The 20,376-nt window shown below is 40.2% G+C and carries 15 protein-coding genes; 7 read left to right on the forward strand and 8 right to left on the reverse strand.

Going from position 1 to position 20,376, the window contains the following annotated elements:
- Positions 1–160 precede the first annotated feature (160 nt).
- The 6 genes from purC to LG003_RS00425 all read left to right on the forward strand — a co-directional run bounded on the left by purC (position 161) and on the right by LG003_RS00425 (position 7,393).
- Positions 161–874, forward strand: a complete 714-nt coding sequence (purC, locus tag LG003_RS00400; protein ID WP_262979937.1) for a phosphoribosylaminoimidazolesuccinocarboxamide synthase — start codon at positions 161–163, stop codon at positions 872–874.
- A gap of 752 nt (positions 875–1,626) precedes the next feature.
- On the forward strand, positions 1,627–3,342 hold the full coding sequence (locus tag LG003_RS00405; RefSeq protein WP_262979938.1) for an ABC transporter ATP-binding protein: 1,716 nt from the start codon (positions 1,627–1,629) through the stop codon (positions 3,340–3,342).
- On the forward strand, positions 3,339–4,991 hold the full coding sequence (locus tag LG003_RS00410; RefSeq protein WP_112877690.1) for an ATP-binding cassette domain-containing protein: 1,653 nt from the start codon (positions 3,339–3,341) through the stop codon (positions 4,989–4,991). Before LG003_RS00405 ends, LG003_RS00410 begins: the two co-directional genes overlap by 4 nt.
- A gap of 242 nt (positions 4,992–5,233) precedes the next feature.
- Positions 5,234–5,434, forward strand: coding sequence for a hypothetical protein (locus LG003_RS00415; RefSeq protein WP_262979939.1), 201 nt, complete (start codon positions 5,234–5,236; stop codon positions 5,432–5,434).
- On the forward strand, positions 5,427–6,146 hold the full coding sequence (locus tag LG003_RS00420; RefSeq protein WP_262979940.1) for a nucleotidyl transferase AbiEii/AbiGii toxin family protein: 720 nt from the start codon (positions 5,427–5,429) through the stop codon (positions 6,144–6,146). Before LG003_RS00415 ends, LG003_RS00420 begins: the two co-directional genes overlap by 8 nt.
- A gap of 71 nt (positions 6,147–6,217) precedes the next feature.
- Positions 6,218–7,393 (forward strand): alpha/beta hydrolase, encoded by a 1,176-nt coding sequence (locus tag LG003_RS00425; RefSeq protein WP_262979941.1) that lies wholly within the window; start codon positions 6,218–6,220, stop codon positions 7,391–7,393.
- A 13-nt stretch (positions 7,394–7,406) separates the two neighbouring features.
- Here the strand turns inward: LG003_RS00425 and LG003_RS00430 are convergent, their stop codons facing one another.
- The 8 genes from LG003_RS00430 to LG003_RS00465 all read right to left on the reverse strand — a co-directional run bounded on the left by LG003_RS00430 (position 7,407) and on the right by LG003_RS00465 (position 18,482).
- Positions 7,407–7,637, reverse strand: coding sequence for a phosphopantetheine-binding protein (locus LG003_RS00430; RefSeq protein ID WP_262979942.1), 231 nt, complete (start codon positions 7,635–7,637; stop codon positions 7,407–7,409).
- Between the two features lie 34 nt (positions 7,638–7,671).
- Positions 7,672–8,895 carry an ABC transporter permease gene (locus LG003_RS00435; RefSeq protein ID WP_262979943.1) on the reverse strand — a complete coding sequence of 408 codons (1,224 nt, stop codon included), beginning with the start codon at positions 8,893–8,895 and terminating at the stop codon, positions 7,672–7,674.
- Between the two features lie 2 nt (positions 8,896–8,897).
- Complete coding sequence (locus tag LG003_RS00440) at positions 8,898–9,563, reverse strand: ABC transporter ATP-binding protein (RefSeq protein ID WP_262979944.1); 666 nt, start codon at positions 9,561–9,563, stop codon at positions 8,898–8,900.
- Positions 9,547–10,704, reverse strand: coding sequence for an efflux RND transporter periplasmic adaptor subunit (locus tag LG003_RS00445; RefSeq protein WP_262979945.1), 1,158 nt, complete (start codon positions 10,702–10,704; stop codon positions 9,547–9,549). The genes LG003_RS00440 and LG003_RS00445 overlap by 17 nt, the downstream gene beginning before the upstream one ends.
- Positions 10,705–10,728: 24 nt before the next feature.
- Positions 10,729–15,120 carry a condensation domain-containing protein gene (locus tag LG003_RS00450; protein WP_262979946.1) on the reverse strand — a complete coding sequence of 1,464 codons (4,392 nt, stop codon included), beginning with the start codon at positions 15,118–15,120 and terminating at the stop codon, positions 10,729–10,731.
- Between the two features lie 17 nt (positions 15,121–15,137).
- A complete protein-coding gene (locus LG003_RS00455) occupies positions 15,138–15,632 on the reverse strand; it encodes a hypothetical protein (protein WP_112877677.1) in 495 nt (164 codons plus the stop codon).
- Positions 15,629–16,639, reverse strand: a complete 1,011-nt coding sequence (locus tag LG003_RS00460) for a hypothetical protein (protein ID WP_112877675.1) — start codon at positions 16,637–16,639, stop codon at positions 15,629–15,631. The genes LG003_RS00455 and LG003_RS00460 overlap by 4 nt, the downstream gene beginning before the upstream one ends.
- A gap of 778 nt (positions 16,640–17,417) precedes the next feature.
- A complete protein-coding gene (locus LG003_RS00465) occupies positions 17,418–18,482 on the reverse strand; it encodes a radical SAM protein (RefSeq protein ID WP_262979947.1) in 1,065 nt (354 codons plus the stop codon).
- Between the two features lie 253 nt (positions 18,483–18,735).
- Between LG003_RS00465 and LG003_RS00470 the strand changes: the two genes are divergently transcribed.
- The gene (locus LG003_RS00470; RefSeq protein ID WP_112877671.1) at positions 18,736–20,370 is read left to right on the forward strand and encodes a (2,3-dihydroxybenzoyl)adenylate synthase; all 1,635 of its coding nucleotides are present in this window, start codon (positions 18,736–18,738) and stop codon (positions 20,368–20,370) included.
- The last annotated feature ends 6 nt before the right edge of the window (positions 20,371–20,376 follow it).

A 20,376-nucleotide genomic window follows, 5' to 3' on the forward strand; every position in this document is an offset into this window, starting at 1 on the left:
AGGGAAGAGAGGAAGTTTTTTAGCATGATGTTTGGCTTTTTTTTAGACTGTTCAGATAACTATAGAAAAAATCAGCCCCTTGGGCAGGATTTTATCGACAATCTGTTTTATTATTTATTTATGGTATTTATACAGTAGTAATATCTCTGGAGTATATAAGATGCAAAAAAAAGCTGAGTTGTATCGTGGAAAGGCAAAAACGGTGTACACCACGGATGATCCTGATTTGTTAGTGTTGGAGTTCCGTAATGATACATCAGCATTGGATGGAGAGCGTATTGAACAGTTTGATCGTAAGGGGATGGTGAATAATAAATTTAACCATTTCATTATGAGCAAATTGGCAGAAGCAGGGATTCCGACGCAAATGGAACGACTGTTATCGGACACTGAGGTATTAGTTAAAAAGCTGGATATGGTGCCGGTTGAATGTGTTGTGCGTAATCGGGCTGCGGGTTCGTTGGTCAGACGCCTTGGTGTTGAGGAAGGTCTGGTATTGAATCCACCTCTGTTCGATCTGTTTCTGAAAAATGATGCTAAGCACGATCCAATGGTGAATGAGTCCTATTGTGAAACTTTTGGCTGGGTTAGCAAAGAGCATCTGGCTGAAATGAAAAAGTTAAGTTACAAGGCCAATGAAGTATTGAGCAAATTGTTTGATGATGCGGGTTTGATTTTGGTTGACTTTAAACTGGAATTTGGTTTGTTCAGAGGGCAGATAGTTCTAGGGGATGAATTCTCTCCTGATGGTAGCCGTTTGTGGGACAAAGAGACGTTGAACAAAATGGATAAAGATCGCTTCCGTCAAAGCCTTGGTGGCTTGATTGAAGCGTATGAGGAAGTCGCGCGCCGTATCGGTGTTCTTTTGGACTAATTGCGCAAACGATTACTTGGGCCGAAAGGCCCTTTTATTGGTACCAGTGATTCTGGTTGTGATTTTTTCGCTGGCCTTTTATGATCAAATATTATCTGACAATATGAGTAGTTAATATGAATTAATTTGATATAGAATAGCCCCCTGCGTTGTAGTAATGAATTGTTTAAATTACGGGCAATTTAAGGTACGTTAATATTGAATAGGAATTCATTTATATAGTCGCTATATATTTGTAAAAATCATTATAATTCATTGGAATTATTGCTATTTTTCACTCTATTTATGATTTATCGTTTGGAATAAGTTATTTATTGTTCATTATTCATATTGAGAATGTATCTGACAATTAGGTTATTAAATGACCTGATATACCCTATAGATTTCAAGATGCATCGCGACGGCAAGGGAGTGAATCCCCGGGAGCATAGGTAACGATGTGACCGGGGTGAGCGAGTGCAGCCAACAAAGAGGCAACTTGAAAGATAACGGGTATAAAGGTATTGACATCGTAGAATAAGGTATCAAGTTTATTTTTCGGCTATTTTCTTGTGATAGCGTTTATAAACATTTCAATCAGATCGTGATAAATGCGGGTATTTTGCGATAATTGCATTTTGCTAAATGTGAACCAGATCTTGCTGTTGTGATTGATCTGTTATTAATAACCTTGATGTTGGCTGCATATACAGATGTTGCAAATAACATCGCTAATTTTAATGAGGTGCCATAACCTAAAGATGAAAAGCGTGATGTCAAAGAATTTAACTGTATGGCGGATATTGCTACAGAGTGCCATACCATTTAAGGGGACAGTTGTATGTGCGTTTTTGGCCTTAGCCGTTACATTATCATGCGATCTAAGCGGTCCTTATATTATCAGGAATTATGTTGATAAGGCGACATCAGGAACGACTGTTGATCAACTCATCATGTTGGCCATCATTTATGTTTTTATTGCGTCGATTGGTGTTATCGGTAGTCTGGTAACCAGTTACATGAACACCAAGGCCGGTTGGGGCATTGCTGATACCATTAGATATAAGCTCTTTCACCATGTGATGACGGTTTTACCTGTATTGGAAATAGAACGACGATCACAGGGCGAGTTGCTGGAAAATATCGAAGGTAATGCTGATATTATAGGAAAAACGATTTCTAAAGCAGGTTTTAAGGCCATTGCTAATTTAGCGCTGACATTAGGGACATTGGTCATTATATTCAGTGTTATGCCTCAGGCTGGTATTGCCATAGGGGTTGTCGTCATACTGGTGGCGTATGTGCTGATTCAGTTAACCAGACTTTCTGTCCGTCGTTGGCTAATTGCGCGAAATGAAAAAGCCCGGATTTTTGGTTTTGTCGGTGATTCATTACATGCAATGGATGATTTACAGCCATTGTCGCAGGCACATTGGCCTGCCGTTGCGTTTCGTAGGAAGCTGTCAATGTTGCTTAAATTTGAACGCAGCGCTTATATTGGTGGCAGGGTTTTTTGGCCAATTACTCAGCTCTTCTTTGCACTCTGTTTCGGTATAGGTTTTGGTTTTGGGCTTCAATTACTTGGTGAAAATAGCTTAAGCATCGGTACATTAACGATGGTTTATCTCTACGTTGATAAACTTCGGGAGCCGGTGGAGGATATGTCATCAGAAATAGAGCTGATACAGAAATTATTTGCTGCGTTGTCACTTTCGGCAAAAATGTTAAGTGAAGGTACCCCTGATAAATCATTAGATAATTTATTGCCTGATGGTCCTCTCTCTATTCATTTCGATAATGTTGATTTCAGTTATAACGGAGAAGAAACGCAGGTTTTGCATGGTGTTAATTTTTACGTCGCTCCGGGGAGTAAAATTGGCATCATTGGTAGAACGGGAGCGGGAAAAAGTACCATTCTTAATTTGATGTGTGGATTTGCGCGACCTGATTCAGGAAGAGTGACAATTGGCAATGTCGATGTCTCAACGATTAAACCGGAAGAATTTGCAAAAAAGATTGCTGTTCTTAGTCAACGTACTCATCTGTTTTCTGCAACGCTACGGGAAAATTTAACGCTTTTCAGTAATGAAATATCTGACGATCAAATTTGGGAGGTTCTCCAGGAATTAGATGCGCTTGAATGGGTTAGGGCATTACCTGATGGCCTTGATACACAGGTTGGTACTAATGGTCTGATGCTATCAGCAGGAGAAATTCAAATGATAGCGGGTGCCAGAGTGATGCTACAGCATTGCTCGTTAGTGATTATTGATGAAGGAACTTCTCAACTTGATCCCCGAACGGAAAAGAGTTGGCTGAAATTGCTTGAAAAGTTAAGCCACAATTGCACTGTCGTGATGGTTGCACATCGCCTTCACACGCTTTCGGTTGTTGATGAAATTATCATTATCGATGATGGGCGGATTCAACAACGAATCCCTGAAACAGAAATCGCAATGTTAACGAGTAATCATGGGCTCATGGTATGACTATATCCAATGTATCAACTAAACTTAAAATGTTACCGGCCTTGACTGAACTGATAAAAAAGTTTGCTCCTCTCTATTTCGTTACCATGTTTGTGTGGACACTGATGCATGGTTTTCCTCTGTTGATTGGTTACCAAATCAGCAAATTACTTGATAGAGCGATGAATGAGCCAACTAACCCTGTCGTCTGGTGGTTGCTTGCCTCTGCGATTGCCACAATGGTCTTGCGATCGCTGTTTTTGTTCCTGGGATTAACCTTTGACTTTACGTTAATCTTCAAAGTCAGTGCTTACCTGAAAGAGCGGGTTTTGTGGGGAGTGAGCCATTGTTCCCGTAATCAGAGACAGACTTTTTCTCAAGGCGATATTCTGAACCGTATTCGTGATGATAGTGATGAAATTGCGGAATTTCTGAGTTGGACCTCTGATTTTATTTACCGCGCATTACTTTTAATTATCGCATTAGTTGTGCTTATCAACACTGACATAATAACCACACTTGCTCTTATGCCTATGATTGTGGGCCTTTGGGTCGGGGCGATACTTAAACGCAAGGTAGGGAATTTACAGAAGAGTAAACGTCAATCGCAAGGGGATATTGCTGGCAAGATTACTGACGTCTTAACGGGGATACGCGACCTGCGCCTTGGCAACAAAATGGAGGGGCAGATTGAGAATCTATCACGGAAATTTGTCAATCGACGGGCGATTCAAGCCAAACATCAGGTATTTACTGACCTTCTTTCTGGGCTGTTCAAAAATATTGTCATACTTGGAACGTCGGCTGTTTTACTGATAGTCAGTAAACGGATCGTTGATGGCAGTTTTACTGTAGGGAATCTGGCACTATTTTTAACCTATATCGGTTGGATCAGTGAACAGATACTCTTCTTTGGTCGGTCGGTTGCCTATTATAAAAATGCTGATGTGTGTTATGGACGAATCAGACAGTTTCTGGCAAATAAAGTAGATAAAAAAGAGACCAAAGAATATGAGCAAGGTGAAATTCTGCATAAACTGAGCGTTAATCATCTGACATATTCAAAAAACCAACCCCCTGTTTCGTTTGAAGCAACAGCTAATCAGGTTATTGGCATTGTTGGTGATATAGGTTCGGGTAAAACCACCTTTTTGCGTTATCTGATTGGTCTGGAAAAATCCAGTTCTGGCAGTGTACTGTGGAATAACCGAGAGGTTCTGGGAAATGAAAATTGGTGGCGGAATCCACGTATCGGATATGCCAGACAGAAAGCGGGTTTTTTTGGTGGCACCGTCAGACAAAACCTCGCGTTGGGTGATAAGGATATTGATGATGATGTCATGGTACAGGCGTTGGAGGCGGTAGGTTTAACGCCCGGCTCATATGAATTGCCAGAGGGACTTGATACCGTCATTAATTCTGGCAGTGCCGGTCAATTATCTGGCGGCCAGCGTCAACGTTTGGCATTGGCCAGGATGCTATGTCGTCCCGCTGACGTTTATATTGTTGATAACTGCGATTCGTCATTAGATACGGATACAGCCCGTCGTTTATGGACTGTTTTACCTAAGCGCTGGCCAGGTTTATGGATTGTTGTTTCACAGAATGCTGATCTTCTCGCTAAGGCGGACCATATTGTTACCGTTCAACAGCGGAGAGAGTTAGCATAATCTACTTGATATCCACTCCTGGCTAAGTTGGTAGGAGTGGGTTTCAATAATGAAATGGTATATACTTTTTTATATCAAACGAGGAGGGATTATGGGTAAACAGGCTGTTTTTACTATGAAACTTGAATCAGATCTGCATGACTACTTCGTGGTTGCTACTGCGATGAACATGTGGGCATTTGCAATATGGTTGAGTTGGCAGTTCACTCTGCTATATTGTAAATATGAAAAGAGAGGTTGTTATGGTGAAAATTGCTGATTATCCACAAATGAAAAATTGTGCCTGGTATCTGGTTGAGGATACGGAGCTAACTGATCGTGATGCGCTTGCGTTTTACGAACGCAATTGGAAATATGTCGAAGAAGATAAGCTTGAACCTCAAGAGCGTCAGTTGATTGAACGACTCATCCATGAACAGGGGCATGGTTTTTTGAATGTCTAATTTTCGTCTTGAGCATCATAATCGTATTGCGAAAGTATTAAGTTCTTTATCACATGGATTTCTTGATGGCGCAAATTGCTATTTTGCAGGGGGTACTGCAATAGTTATGATGCTTTCTGAATATAGGGAATCGGTCGATATTGATTTTTTGTGTTCTTCACGTGAAGGTTACAGTAAGCTTCGTTCAGCCCTTTATGGGACAGATTTTTCCCCACTTTTTACATCACCTATGCCCACCATTGGAGAGATTAAAAAAGATCAATATGGTATTAGAGGACGCATCAATGTTGATGGTGTTCCTATTAGGCTTGAATTTGTTAGTGAATCCCGACTGGATCTCTCGTTTGGCTCCCGTATTCTTGGTGTGCCAACGCTAGGTAAAGTAGATCTATTGGCAGCTAAACTCCTGGCTAACGCTGATCGTGGCCTTGATAAAGCTTCGCAGAGTAAAGATCTCATCGATCTCAGCATGATGCAGTCCGAATGGGGATGTATCCCCGTTGAAGCTTGGAATAAAGCGCGCTCTGCATATGGTATTACGGTTGATAAAGCTTACGATTCTGCCATTCAAATGCTGAATAATAATCAAGCTTATTTTGATAGGTGCATGAAGAATTTGGTTATTTCTGCTGAAAATCAGGAGAAGATAGTTAATACCCTGAAGTTGGAATTTGTTCCTCCTGAGCTAGATAGTTATTATCGCGATTATTAATCTAAGATAGTACTAGTATGAAGCAGAGCTAAATGAATTTTAAGTAAATATGGTCAGATTTGAGTAATTACATGCTTATTAAGAATTTAATTGTCACATTGGAAGGTGAAATACAGATATTAATAACCACATTGCTTAATGAGCAATGGGAAGCAGCCAGGGAATTAATGAATGAATCATTGCGTATGGCTGCTGATGATTTAGCTTTAACTGTATTGGCAGACAGTTTGTATAACTCAGATATCGATATTATTTATCAGCAGCAAGGTGCTTGTCATTTACGGCTAAATACTCTCAATGGAAAGTTTAATCTTTATATTGGGATTAAAGATCGGCAAATTGATTCTCTCACGTTATCTCGATGCCCAATACCTGATGCGTATGCAAAACAGGGTATTTTTATCGAAAAAACGTTAAAGACGTTTGGTCTTAGAGATGTCCCGGATGGTTTGGTATGTTTGCCATCACCATATAATGATGCCAAAGCACTTGTACTATTGCTTGCGGGTTCTGGTCCGCATTCGATGGATTATGATGTTGGGCCTAATCCACTGTTTCGTATGTTGGCACATGAATTAAGTCAATATGGAATTGCGAGTGTACGTTTTGACAAACGTTATTACCGTATCCGGCAGAGAAATATGAACCCTGAGGTTGTCGATCTCAATACGGAAATTGTTGATGATGCTTGTAATATTCTGACTGGTTTGATGGGACATGTTGAATTTCACGATGTGCCAGTATTTCTGGTTGGGCACAGTTTCGGCGGATATGTCAGCCCATTAATTGCAAAGAACTTACAGCAAAAATCGGGTTTAAATGTTACGGGTATTGCGATGTTGGCGGCGCCTTTCCGTAATTTACTCCGGGTGATTTTATCCCAATTACCTAGTGGGAAAGAGCAAGATACAGTATCTCTTGAGCGCTTTTTGTCAGTGCCGGATAGTTATCTCAAACAGATTGAGAATTATCATGCATTTGACTGCTTAAACAGCTTGCCTGCAATGCCGTTATTTTTTGCCCAGGGAGATCAGGATTTCCAGATTTTGCATAATGTTGATTTCACGATGTGGAAAACTGCACTGCAAAATAATAGGCAGGCAGAGTTCAAACTCTACACTGGATTGAATCATATTTTATTGCCTACAACAGGATGTGATGGTGGAGAGGATTATTTGCAACCAGGTCAGATACCGGAGCAGGTAATTGCGGATCTGTCTGCGTGGATCATCCACCATTCATCATGAAATAATGAAAGCGCTATTTATCTTTTGCCAGCAGTTTGACCCAATCGTTAATTGTCGGCCATCGCGCTAAATCTGCAAAGTTGACTGGATACCCCGCACATTTTAGCTGATCAACCAGCATCAGCATTTTTATCGAATCGAAACCGATATCAAAAAGATTTTCATCCTCCGGTATTATTTCTGCTTCCGGGTGAAGCGCTCTGATTTCTCGATGTAAAATTTCATAGATAAGCTGATTTTTCATTGTGTCTCCAAAAAGTTTTATGAAACAAAACAAGTTACAATTCTCTGATACCTTCGATTGGCGCTGATGCGGCTGCGCGATGTGATGGATATACACCAAATACTACGGTAATAAAGCAGGCTGCGAGGGAAGCGAGTAAAAAGGAGTAGAAAGAGAAACCAACCGCAATATCAAATAGTAATAAAATTCTGAAACCGATAAATGAGAATAACAATCCTAATAATGTTCCCAATAGTGAAATTAAAAATGCTTCGGTAAGAAACTGGTAAAAAATATCGGAATAACTTGCCCCTACAGCAAGCCGTATACCAATTTCTCTTCTACGTTCTTTAACACTGATTAAAATCGTATTCATCACACTGACGCCCGCAACAAAGAGGGTCACTGATGATATTGACAGTAGGAAAAGATTAATTTTTGACTGGGTCTCATGCAACGTTTTCAACAACTCGGTGGTATTACGTACCTCATAGCTTTGTTGATGTTTAAACCGTGACAACCGTTGTTCAAGAGCGTATTTAACCGGCTCAATATGAGAGGCATCTTTGGCTTTCAACACCATACCGCCAGGAGGTGTATGGCCGAACAGCCGTACCAAATAGCTGTTGCCTGGCAAAAATGCGGCATCATCGACGCCTGCATCCATGCCTTCGCCTTTCTGTGTCAGGATACCGATAACTTGCATTGAGATATCGTTGATCTTGATGCTCTGCTCAAATGCGGTTTCTTTTTGTGGAAAGAGTCGCTCGGCCAGAGATGCTCCCAAAACCACGACATTTGCCAAGGCAGCATCGTCTTGTGGTGTGTAAAAACGTCCACGATCAATCACCAGATTACGGATAATCGCGATATTTGCATTAGCGCCAATCAATTGAGCATCAGCAGAGCCTTGTGGCGAAACTATTGTTCCTGGCGCAGTATAAAATAGAGTGCTGTGGCTAATATGGGGGTTACCTGAAAGTGACGTTATATCCTCTTGCGTCAGATAATTATTATGGGAATCGAAAGCGCCGTTTTTTTGTCCCTTGTATTTTACTGAAATGATATTACTTCCCATTGAAGAAACCATCTTAACAATATGATGCTTGGTTTCTGTACCAATTGCTTGCATGATCACAATCGAAGCTACCCCGATGGCAATGCATAATAGAGTTAAGAAGACTCGTGTTTTATGAGCGGTAAGAGAGCGTACCGCCATTTTGAGGTTGAACAGGATAACGGTTAAATAAGCATTAAATCTTAAGGTTATTTTACTCATGCTCATTGAGCCACCAAACAACCACTGTCCAGATATAGCCGGCGTTTGGCATATTCAGCAACAACTTGGTCATGTGTTACTAGAATGATGCCGCATCCATTATGATGTAATTCAGTAAAAAGCTGCATGAGGTTGGTCGCATTAGTGGTATCTAACGCGCCGGTAGGTTCATCAGCAATAATAAACTTTGGATTGTTGATCAAAGCGCGAGCGACAGCAACGCGTTGCTGTTCTCCCCCTGATAGATAGCGCGGGTATTTATCTAATAAATTGTCAAGCTGGAGACGATCGATTAAGTAACGGAAATGTTCTCTGTCATAATTGAAGTTTCTTTTTAAGTAGTACATGGGCATCAAGATATTTTCATCAATACGGTAGTTTTCCAGCAGGTTATAATTTTGAAAGACAAAGCCAAAATATTTTCGCCGTAAAAGCGCCAATGAATGAATCTTTTGCTGAGTTACCGTGAGATCGTTAATAAGATATTCTCCCGCACTGGCGATATCCAAAAGCCCTATTATATTCAATAAGGTACTTTTCCCTGAACCGGAGCGACCAAGAATAGCAACATAATCATTCTGGTCTATGGTTAAGCAAATATCTTTCAGGACAAGATGCTGTTTACTCTCATTGCCGTAGGTTTTGCAGATATTATTTAGCGTTATCATTGTTACTACCTCCAAGATTATTTTGTTTGGAAAGTACAATGATCTGCTCGTTATTCTGCAATCCGCTGACAACGACTGAACGTCTTCCATTGTTATGACCGATCAATAATTTTCTTACTACGATGTTTCCATCTTTCATTTCACGTAAAAAATAGGTAGTTAGATCATCGTTCAAAGGTTGATGCCGTTTATTATTCAGTATGTCACTGGGTATGGTCACTACGCCGGTGCTTTCGTGGGTCACAATAGTGACATCCGCACTCATACTGGGTTTGAGCAGGAAATTATCATTAGGGACATCAAATAGCACGGTATAATAAACGGCATTATTAATGAGATCGGGCTTATACATAATCTTCTTAACATTACCGTGCCATATATGCTGATTTGTACTATAGATCTTGAAGGAAGCTTTTTGCCCCGTCACGATTTGGTTAATATCTGCTTCGGAAACTTTTGCATAAACAGTCATATTTTTGAGGTCGGCAATTTGCATGAGAACCGGTGTCTGTTGATTGACATTTAGCGTTTGCCCGGGGTCAACATGAATTGCAGTCACTACGCCAGCAATCGGCGAATAGATTTGGGTATAACTGAGGCTGACTTCTTCACTATGCAAAATATGTTCATTTTGCCTGATGTCTGCTTGGAGGCTTTCAATTCTGGCCTGGCTTTTTTTGACGCCAAAAGCAGCCTCATCCAGTAGCTGCTGGCTGGTTGCGGAGTGCAGGTTAAGCTCTCTTTGGCGCTTTTCCGTGATGACCAGAAGCTGATAAGCATATTGTTCCTCCTGCAACATGGCTCGCAATTTTTCTAATCGCGCTCGGCTTGCCTCAACTTTAGTACGATAAAAAGTATCATCAATGCTAGCGACCAGCTTACCTGCTTCAACGCTATCCCCGACTTCAACATATAACTTGGTTAACTGGCCTGAGATTTGGCTACCAACATTGACCTGACTGGTTGGTTGTACAACACCGGCAGCATTTACCGTAGTAATAACATCACCTAACGTTCCGGTGATGATTTGTTCTGTCATCACCGTAGATGTCTCTTTTTGGCTAAAGTTGTTATAAGCCACGGCAAGAAAAGCGATCATGATGATGGTGATAACAACCCATTTCTTTTTTTTGACCAGCACAATCAGCATCCATTTTACTATTTGTTATCGTTCCATATTGCCAGGCATCAGGTCATGCTGAGTGCCTATGCAATCCAATAAATCAATCAAAAACAGCCCCATGTCGCTGATGATATCTTCAGAGAAAATATCATCATCGTAGAGCCATTCCAGACCTATCCCAGTTGGCAAATTGATCAGTTCGAGCGCGATATCTCCTTTAGGCTTGAGTCCCTTGATTTTTTCTTTGGTGCAACGGGTTTCACCAAGATATAAACCGGTTTCAAACCCTATTTGAGAAGAGAAATAATAAGTGACTTCCGGCAATTGCATACCGTGGTGGTGATGGAGATGTTGTTTCAAATAGGCCAGTGAGACATTGGAATGAGTATTCGCGTCTGCCAGAAAATCGCGGACATACCTGGATACGTTAATCAGCGAAGTTTCCGCAGTAACGTAGGGCAGCAGTAGAGTGGTTGCGAAGCTACCAACACTGTCAAACGGTATGGGAGGAGCGCGGTTGGCACAAGGAATACCTATGATAATCTCATCTTTATTGAGTAATGAGTTAATGGTCATCAGAAATGCGCCAATCACAATATGTTCCAGAGTCACCGCATATTTTTTCTGCGTGCTGGATAGTGCGGCAATTAATTGTGGAGACAACGGCATTGAATAACGTCGGCCTCGGGCCCTAAGATGAGCTTCCGATGAATCATTATCTTGTCGGGCAACCGAAAGGACGTTGAACAATTTTTCTGTCCAAAAATTTAATGTTTCGTCTGACATGTGCTGATTAATGAGATTAATGCTTGTTTCCGTCGTGGCTTCAATCTTTGGTACATTATCTGCGTAAGCGGAAGATAATTTTTGCAACACATGAGCAATCGACATCCCGTCACAGAATGCATGATGAAAATTTAATAAAAGGTAGTGCTTATGTTCTGCTATTTTTAACAACTTAAAATATACCGGTGGATTATCCTGTAACGCCATCGGTTTAAATGCCATATCATTTAAGATCTTGCGGAATGAAATCTCAATATTGATGCCGGTAGCATGAGTTAAATCGATATATTCGAAAGGCAGATTCTCTTCAATAACAGGTGAAAGGGTTAAAGAGAGTTGCCCATCTATTATGGTGACTCTTTGGCAGAGGGCAGGGAAATATTGCATGATATACAGCAAAGCGTAACGTAATTTCTTTAAATCAATCTCGCCGGTCAGATGATAATATAGTGGGATATTATGAGCGCCGGAACGATTAGAGATAGTATCGATGATCCAATAATACTGGTCGTGTTGTTCTGTCAGGCAAGTGTTATTTTTATCGATTAAAACCGGTATTTGCCCTTGTTGAATGACAGATTGTAATAGATAACCTAATCTAGGGGCGTGATAGAAATCTTCCAGGTGAATAGAACAATTAAAACGTTGCTGGATCTTGTTAATTAATAATAATGCCTTAAGCGAAGTACCACCTGCGTCAAAGAAATTAGTCTCTTCATCAACAATGCCATCGCTATCGCCAAAAACTTCCCGCCATAAAGTAAAAAATATTTCTCGTTTTTCGCCTTTAATCTGCGAAATATTATCTTCTTTATTCAACTCTGATATTGTAACAGAATTGTTGGGTGATGATAATTCGACAATAAAAGGTACCTGCAATTTTGGATAACATCCACGCAAAAATGAGACGATTTCGTGACGTGTGATTGAGCATGATCTATCAGGTATAAATATATTAATATATTGGTACCCCGTTTCATTTTCTTTTATCGTTAAATGAATGTCATCAATATTAATCGCCGCTGTAAGTAATTTTTGCATTTCATCCAGATCGACACGTTTCCCGTCAATTTTATGCTCTTTATCCAGACGGCCAATGAAATTTAAATTACCTTGGGCATCGTAAAATCCACGGTCTCCGGTTAAATAATAGATTTCTCCATCGTTCAACTGTAAGAATTTACGTGAAGTTGACTGATTATCGTTAATATATCCGGTACAGATAGAATCGCCACGGATGCATATTTCTCCACTACTGCCATTAATGATCTTATTAGTTCCATATTCCCGAATAACGATAGTGGTATTTGCTAGCGCTTTACCAATGATATTACCGGGTTGAAATTTATCATCTATTTTGTGACTGCTAGCCACAACGCAACATTCTGTTGGGCCATAAGAGTTAATCAAGGAGATACCGCATCCTACTTTTTCCAACCAATGATGAATGGCTTTATCCATTGCTAGATCGCCACCGATAATTGTCATTCTAATCGAAGGTGCGAGTTCTTTAATGGCTGAATGTAGGAAAAAGACAATTTGATGCCAATAATTGGTAGGAAAATTAACTATAGTGACCGATTGTGCATGGCAGAATGAAAATAGTGTCTCCAGTTCAACGATCATATTATCATTGGCAATGGCTAATGTAGCGCCTTGATAAAAACATCCGAACACCTCTTCAATATAAGCATCGAAGACGGGTGTGCTGAAATTGAGAATAACGTCATCTTGTTTAATATCATACTGCTCTGTCATTGCCGCCAAATAGGCATAAAGCCCCTTAAACGTTATCGGTACTGCTTTCGGTACACCTGTGGTGCCTGATGTGAAAAAGATATAGGCTTCGTCTTCTTGAGTTGTGGGACGTTTTATATCATGCCCCAGAAATATCTCGGAAGGGCGAGTTTCTATATCTTCGATAAAGAGAATGTGCGTATTATTAACACCGTTTACTTTTTCATGGTAATGACGAGCAGTGATTAATAAAGAAATATTCAGGCTACTTAATATATTATTTATCTCTTCTTGCCCAAATGTCATATTGATTGGGACAAAACATAATCCCGCAGTATGGATGGATAATATAGATAATAAGGAATCCACCCCTCTGGGCAATAATACGGCTACCCTTCGGTTTTGTAGTGGGCAGGATAATAACAATTGACTGAAAGTGGATAATTTGCGGTAAAGTTCACGGTAATTAAGGCAATGCACGGCGTTTATTTCTGCTTGATCCCCATAAATGACTGATTTTTTGTCCGGTGACACTGCAAATATTTGTGCTATTCGACCAATAATATTCTCTTTGATAGGGTGATTAACGACAATATTTTCTGGGTTATCTAGGCTAGATATAATATTATCCGTTGGTTCAATTTCTTTATATTTCCCCCAATATGTCTCAACCGTTTCATTAATATTTTCTGCAATCGTACTATAAATACGTAAATAATCGTCGATCAGAGTATGGGCGGCAAAATGACTATACAGGCGGCTCCCCACATCCAATTCAACTAATGCTGATTTCCCATCAGGAGAAAACCGGATGTTAATACCATAATTATTGACTGCGCCGGAAGTCATACAACCGCGAATGGCGCGATTATCTTTCATAAGATCATGTTCAAGCTCATGTAGCAGATTAACATAGGGAGCGGCAGTAAATTGATCTGCTCGACTGATTGCTTCATCATTTAAATCATTTATATCAATACGGCTATGTTTGCTATGCAGACTAATTTGCAACTGCATTGCTACGAGGATCTGTTTTATTGTTGCCTGCGGGGCCAAAGAAACCATCAGAGGCAAGGTGTTCATTGCCGGGCGATAATAGCGGTACTCTCCTTTATCATGTCGGTTAGAGAAGGGTAAATTGATGATACTTGTTGATAAGCAACCTCGTTTGGTCATTTGCAGACATAGAGCCAGTATCATCATTAATTTATCATTAAAGGTAAAACCACCGTTATTTGCGGTGAGCGGCCGGCTTACTTTAATTGCTTTTGAGGGAAATAGGCGTTTACGGGCATAATCCTCTAATTTGGGCAGTTGGTTGAGGTAATTATTCCAATACTCTTTGTTGTTGGCATAATGCACGTTTGCTTTATATTTAACTTCGTCAAGGTAAGCCTGATAGGTAAAAATAGGCGCTGATGTTGGGTGGAATGTTTGTTGTTCATAGCAAGACAAAACATCATGAATCAACTGACCTATGCCCCAATAATCTGTGGCAATATGGTGAGCGATGATTCCCCAGAAATAGCACCCAACATCATTAAAGTAAAGATAATGCCTTATCGTCACACCCTTTTCAGGCGCTAGCGGTTGAGTTGTTCTCTTTGCAAAATCCGCTTTTGCCGCTGGTTCTACTATTGGCTCTGACAGTTTTATTGGTATCACTTCGACCAGTGTAGATCCCTTCTCCTGAAAAATATTGTGTTCAGCAATACGGTAACGTAAGGAAAAACCATCATTGAAGTGATGAATGGTTATAATGGCCTGCTTCAATCTTGCCAAACTAATATTATCACTGAAACTGACGAATTCACCGACATTGAAGACAGACTTATCGTCAGCAACAGTGTTAGCAATAGCTAAACGGAGCTGTGTATAATTCAACGGCCAATAATTGTCACTATATTCCATTATTTTACGGCTCCACGCTATATTTTACCTTGTAACTCGCCCTTTATTTTTTCAAAAATAGATTCATCTATGCATAACCCAATATTACCTTCTGAGCTAAAGCAGATCAGAGGGCGTTTACTTACACGTAGAATAAAATATTTGTTTTGTCCCTTGTGGTAGTATCCAGACGAATAATGGATAATATGTATACCATTACTTCGACTAAAATCTTCCAAGGAAACGCCTTCTTCCTGGTGTAATGAGGAAATAACCCATTCGTGTGAATATACCCCGGACTTCATCAATAATTTTCCTTCCTTGACCACGGCTTTATTTGATAACAGTTGATAGCCTATAAATAAGGTAATGATGACAAAGAGCGTTGTCGCAATACTTGCCGCCAGCTTATTGGGATTGCTGTTACTGAGCCAGTATGGTACAGGCAGAAAAACTAAAGCGATCAGGACGAGCATAGCGACATTCATTAATATGACTTTGAAGTCTGGATTTAATCCCACGATATTATTCATGCTGCTGCCATTCCTAAAGATAATTCGGTAAAGAGATGAATCACTTCTTTGCGTTCTTCGCGGGTTGCGGGCAGATTGATATAACCACATTTTTGCGCCGCAAACAGACAAGCGGTGATTTCCCTTCTGACAGCTTCTTTGACCAGTGTATCCACCATTTCTTGGTTGTTATAGAGTCTGGCGAGATGAAGAGAAGCCGTGCCGGTTGAAAGATCGCTATGATCAATTTTGGGTAAATAATTTGCCATACATACAGTAACCGCTACTTGTACCGCTAGGCTCAAGTAAGCTGCTACGTTAACTGCCGCCGCCGCGTTCACCGCTGCGACAACTCGGGTGCCAACAGCTACGTTAACCGCCGCAACGACATTTGCCCCTACCACAAGGCGAGCAATCTCAATACTGGTATCATCTTCACGGTTTAAGGGTTCCAGAATTTCCTTCAGCCGGATAAGAGGAGGAGTGTCTGTATCTTGGAGCTGATAGGATTCGATGTGTTCTTTAAAATGCGCGACAAGACTGGCATCTTGATTGAGATGGTGATTGATTCGGCTTCTCAGACTTGAGCCCCTTTCGTTTAAACCATAGGTTTTTAAGTGGGAAAAGAGCGCTTCATAGTCGTTGGTTTTTACCGCATTCATTAAGTCTTTGTCATAAGTGATGAATAGCAGTAATTCCTCTGCGGAACCGGGGCTAACGATATCTTTGTCCATGCCAAATTCAGCCAGCACTTTTTCCGGTGATTCCCGGTATTCTAATGCTAAATTGGGCTGTTGCTGTAGGGTTTCCCAGAATCGGTTATAGGTGATGATCTCTTCCCAAACTTCAACCGGGAGTTTGGCGTTTGACATTGACAGCCTTAGCTTATTTTCTTCAACCTCCCCCGGAGAGAGTAATGAACGTGGCACGCCAAACAGGCGGTTGCTATCAGTGCTAGCGTTGACGGTGGGTATGACACTGCCAATAGCTGCACCGGCAGCCACGCCAATAAATGTACGTCTTTTCATAATTCGTTCCTTTATAAGTTAACGGAATTCTTTTTTTATTGAGCGTTATACCCGTCATCTTTCAAGTTGCCTCTTTGTTGGCTGCACTCACTCACCCCGGTCACATAGTTATCTATGCTCCCGGGGATTCGCTCCCTTGCCGCCGCGATGCATCTTGAAATCCATACGGTATATATAAGATAATATGTAACCTTTCCTTATTAAGCTTCTTCATTACTGAGATAATTTCATGAAATAATTATCTAACTGATATTTCTTGCCTGCGATATTAATTGTAAGTATATATTGTGATTACCATAACAGTATTTGGGTATAGCATCTAATACTCAATGGGAAAACATAGAATAATTTACCCTCCGTTCGACTAAAGGTTAGACGGTACTAACTATTAGCTGGATGGTGACATTTTGCAATAGATTAGTTGATTAAATTTATATTTTGAGCGTTTAGACTAAATATATCTTGCGACAAAATGTCCTTATTTAGAGTCCGATCACAAAATAACAAGTAAAAATATTCCTAAAGAAGAATAAAGTATTTCCTTTCCTTGATTACCACTATATTCAATAAAAATTTGCTAGCCGGAAAAGGAGTGTTTTCGCAATATTCGTTAGTAGTAACATTAAAGCTCCAACTCGATCCTGTTATACCCGTTATCTTTCAAGTTGCCTCTTTGTTGGCTGCACTCGCTCACCTCGGTCACATAGTTATCTATGTTCCCGGGGATTCACTCCCTTGCCGTCGCGATCTATCTTGAAATCCATAGGGTATATATTTTTCATTCCTCAGTTAAATTAATGGCATTTTTTTCTGCTGAGTAGTAGATGAGATCCAGCCGTTCTTTAGCGTTAAATTTCTTTATTACCGGAATAATTTCTTTGTGATAATTATCTAACAGATTCCGGCGTGTCCTTTCGTCTTTATGCAAATAAGCACAAGCTTGGCAAGGATGAACGATTTTTTCCAGATCAATGCTGCTATTCTGTGGGCGATATTTTTTTAGGATCTTGTACGGCCCCTCAATTCTTAACCATACTTTCATAAAGTCTTCTTCCTGACCTTTAAAAAGCTGAGATACATCGCCTCCTTGCAAACGGCCAAGTTTCATTTCGGGGATATGCTCTAATGTCAGCCCACAGCAAGCGGAAATTTCACCGTGTGGTGTCAGTACAATATTTTCAAAGACCTGATCGCACCCTTTTGCCAGTTGCTGATCCCGGTTTGGAACATCTTTTCGTTCTTCGCTGGTGTCATAGAACGGCATCCAGGTATTTCGCTGTAAGTTAATTTTGTTTTTTTCTTTCAGTCGCTTAATAACAGGATTCTGGGTGATTTGCGTTGCAATGGCGGAATCAAAGGTATCCTGTTCTACTGTAATCAGTGTTGTAATATTTTGTTCGGCCAATGCTTCTGCCGCGGTCACTACGCTGTCAAGGGGAATCCATTCACTGTGATCTTTCCCTGTACTGATGTTCATCTCTGTGATGCCAGCATCTATTAAGTCTTGGGCGATTTTTTGCGCCTTTTCTCTATTTTTTCCCCAATAACCGTTAGTCACGCAACGAGTTAATAAGCCGTGATCTGAGGCAAAGCGAATGGCTTCAATCAGATCTTTACCTAGCAGGAAACACTCCCCACCACTGAAAACAACTAACTTTAGCCCTGGAAAATTAGCTTTTGAGTGTGCAATAAATTGTTTAATTTCATCCAGGCTTAAACGCGCTTTTACCGAGGGGTTACATTCAAAACAACATTCTTTGCAAGCAGCATTGCAAGTATATGTTGTGATCACGGTAGCAGTGTTCGGATATTGTTCCCAATATCCAGGAGGAAAGCATGACATAATTTACCCCTGTTGGATTAAAGGTTATACGTTACTAACTATTAGCAATATGATTTTATTTTGCAATATATTAGGTAATTAAATTTGTATTTTGAGTGCTTGCACGAAGTATAATTTGTTACGAAATGAATTTATTTAGAAGCAGCTCACAAAATAGGGTTAGAAATATTTCTGGTTGAGGATAAAGTAAATAGGTATAAACAGTAATCGACGATTTTTCAAGGTATTGAATATTATTGTAAGGAATAAAATCATGTCTATTGAATTTACACCCTGGCCGGTTGAATTAGCAGAACGTTATCGTGAAAAGGGGTATTGGCTTGGTAAACCCTTGACTGACATACTTTATAAACAATGTCAGAGACAACCTGAAGCAATAGCTATTATCTGTGGTGACCGTAAATTTAGTTATCATCAACTTGATCAACAATCATCTGCATTAGCTAAAAATTTAACGTCAGTGGGAATAAAGAGAGGTGATACTGCTATCGTACAATTGCCAAATATAGCTGAATTTTATATTACATTTTTTGCGCTACTGAAAATGGGGGTAGTACCTATTAATGCATTATTTAGCCATAATAAATTAGAGTTACTTGCTTATGCGCAACAAATTGATCCAAGTCTAATTGTATTTTCGTCAGAGCATTCACTTTTACAGAATAATGATTTCCTGGAGCAATTAAAAACACATTGTCCACGGTTAAGGAATATCGTCGTTGATGGTGGCAAAATACAATATACTAATGAATTATATACCAATGAATTAAAGCCGTGGTTAGAGCCAATAAATTTACCTTTGAATTTTGAGGCGACACGTTCAGATGAAGTCGCTTTTTTTCAACTTTCAGGCGGGAGTACAGGGACACCTAAATTAATTCCAAGGACGCATGACGATTACTATTATAGTGTGAGACGCAGTGTTGAAATTTGTGAGTTGACACAACAGACCCGTTATCTTTGTGCTTTGCCGGCGCAACATAATTATCCATTGAGTTCTCCGGGGGCGCTTGGCGTATTTTATGCTGGTGGTTGTGTCATATTAGCAACAGATCCTGGACCTACGACCTGCTTTCCACTCATACGTGAACATAAAGTAACAATGACCTCACTGGTGCCATCGGCTGTTGCGTTATGGATTCAGACGATGAGGAAATACGAATATTCACTAGAAAGTCTTCGGCTATTACAAGTCGGTGGAGCAAAGTTAAGTGAAAGTGTGGCGCGAGTGATACCGAAATTTTTTTCATGTAAGTTGCAACAGATTTTTGGTATGGCCGAAGGGTTGGTATGTTATACCCGGCTTAATGACGATGATGAACGTATATTTACCACTCAGGGGCGCCCAATGAGTGAAGATGATGAGATACGTATCGTTGATGATCAAGGCAATATCCAAGCGCCAGGTTCGGCGGGTATGTTAATCATTCGTGGGCCATATACATTCCGGGGATATTATAAAAGTCCAGAGCACAATGCGAAGGTGTTCGATAAAGAAGGTTTTTATTATTCCGGTGATTTAGCCTATATGACGAAAGAGGGTTATGTGTGTATTGTCGGACGTGAGAAAGATCAAATTAATCGCGGTGGTGAAAAAATTGCTTCGGAAGAAATTGAATCTTTGTTACTCAAACATGAAGGTGTTATCCATAGCGCTTTGGTTTCGATGCCTGACCCTCTGATGGGAGAAAAAAGTTGTGCTTTTATTGTAGTGGCTGATCCGAATATAAACACGTTGCAACTGAGGAAATATTTAAGAGGTATGGGGATTGCTGAATATAAATTGCCTGATCGTTTCGAGATTATTGATGTTATGCCTGTTACACCAGTCGGAAAGATTGATAAATTATTATTAAGAAAAATCATTCGAGACAAATTAGAAAGCTAATTAATG

It is taken from the genome of Photorhabdus kleinii, from assembly GCF_025384885.1.
In the GTDB taxonomy this organism is placed as follows: Bacteria; Pseudomonadota; Gammaproteobacteria; order Enterobacterales; family Enterobacteriaceae; genus Photorhabdus; species Photorhabdus kayaii.

Bases quoted from the DNA above. Each gene is read 5' to 3' on its own strand.
- purC (WP_262979937.1), top strand. From the start codon at position 161: ATGCAAAAAAAAGCTGAGTTGTATCGTGGAAAGGCAAAAACGGTGTAC.
- LG003_RS00405 (WP_262979938.1), top strand. From the start codon at position 1,627: ATGTCAAAGAATTTAACTGTATGGCGGATATTGCTACAGAGTGCCATA.
- LG003_RS00410 (WP_112877690.1), top strand. From the start codon at position 3,339: ATGACTATATCCAATGTATCAACTAAACTTAAAATGTTACCGGCCTTG.
- LG003_RS00415 (WP_262979939.1), top strand. From the start codon at position 5,234: ATGGTGAAAATTGCTGATTATCCACAAATGAAAAATTGTGCCTGGTAT.
- LG003_RS00420 (WP_262979940.1), top strand. From the start codon at position 5,427: ATGTCTAATTTTCGTCTTGAGCATCATAATCGTATTGCGAAAGTATTA.
- LG003_RS00425 (WP_262979941.1), top strand. From the start codon at position 6,218: ATGCTTATTAAGAATTTAATTGTCACATTGGAAGGTGAAATACAGATA.
- LG003_RS00430 (WP_262979942.1), bottom strand. From the start codon at position 7,637: ATGAAAAATCAGCTTATCTATGAAATTTTACATCGAGAAATCAGAGCG.
- LG003_RS00435 (WP_262979943.1), bottom strand. From the start codon at position 8,895: ATGAGTAAAATAACCTTAAGATTTAATGCTTATTTAACCGTTATCCTG.
- LG003_RS00440 (WP_262979944.1), bottom strand. From the start codon at position 9,563: ATGATAACGCTAAATAATATCTGCAAAACCTACGGCAATGAGAGTAAA.
- LG003_RS00450 (WP_262979946.1), bottom strand. From the start codon at position 15,120: ATGGAATATAGTGACAATTATTGGCCGTTGAATTATACACAGCTCCGT.
- LG003_RS00455 (WP_112877677.1), bottom strand. From the start codon at position 15,632: ATGAATAATATCGTGGGATTAAATCCAGACTTCAAAGTCATATTAATG.
- LG003_RS00460 (WP_112877675.1), bottom strand. From the start codon at position 16,639: ATGAAAAGACGTACATTTATTGGCGTGGCTGCCGGTGCAGCTATTGGC.
- LG003_RS00465 (WP_262979947.1), bottom strand. From the start codon at position 18,482: ATGTCATGCTTTCCTCCTGGATATTGGGAACAATATCCGAACACTGCT.
- LG003_RS00470 (WP_112877671.1), top strand. From the start codon at position 18,736: ATGTCTATTGAATTTACACCCTGGCCGGTTGAATTAGCAGAACGTTAT.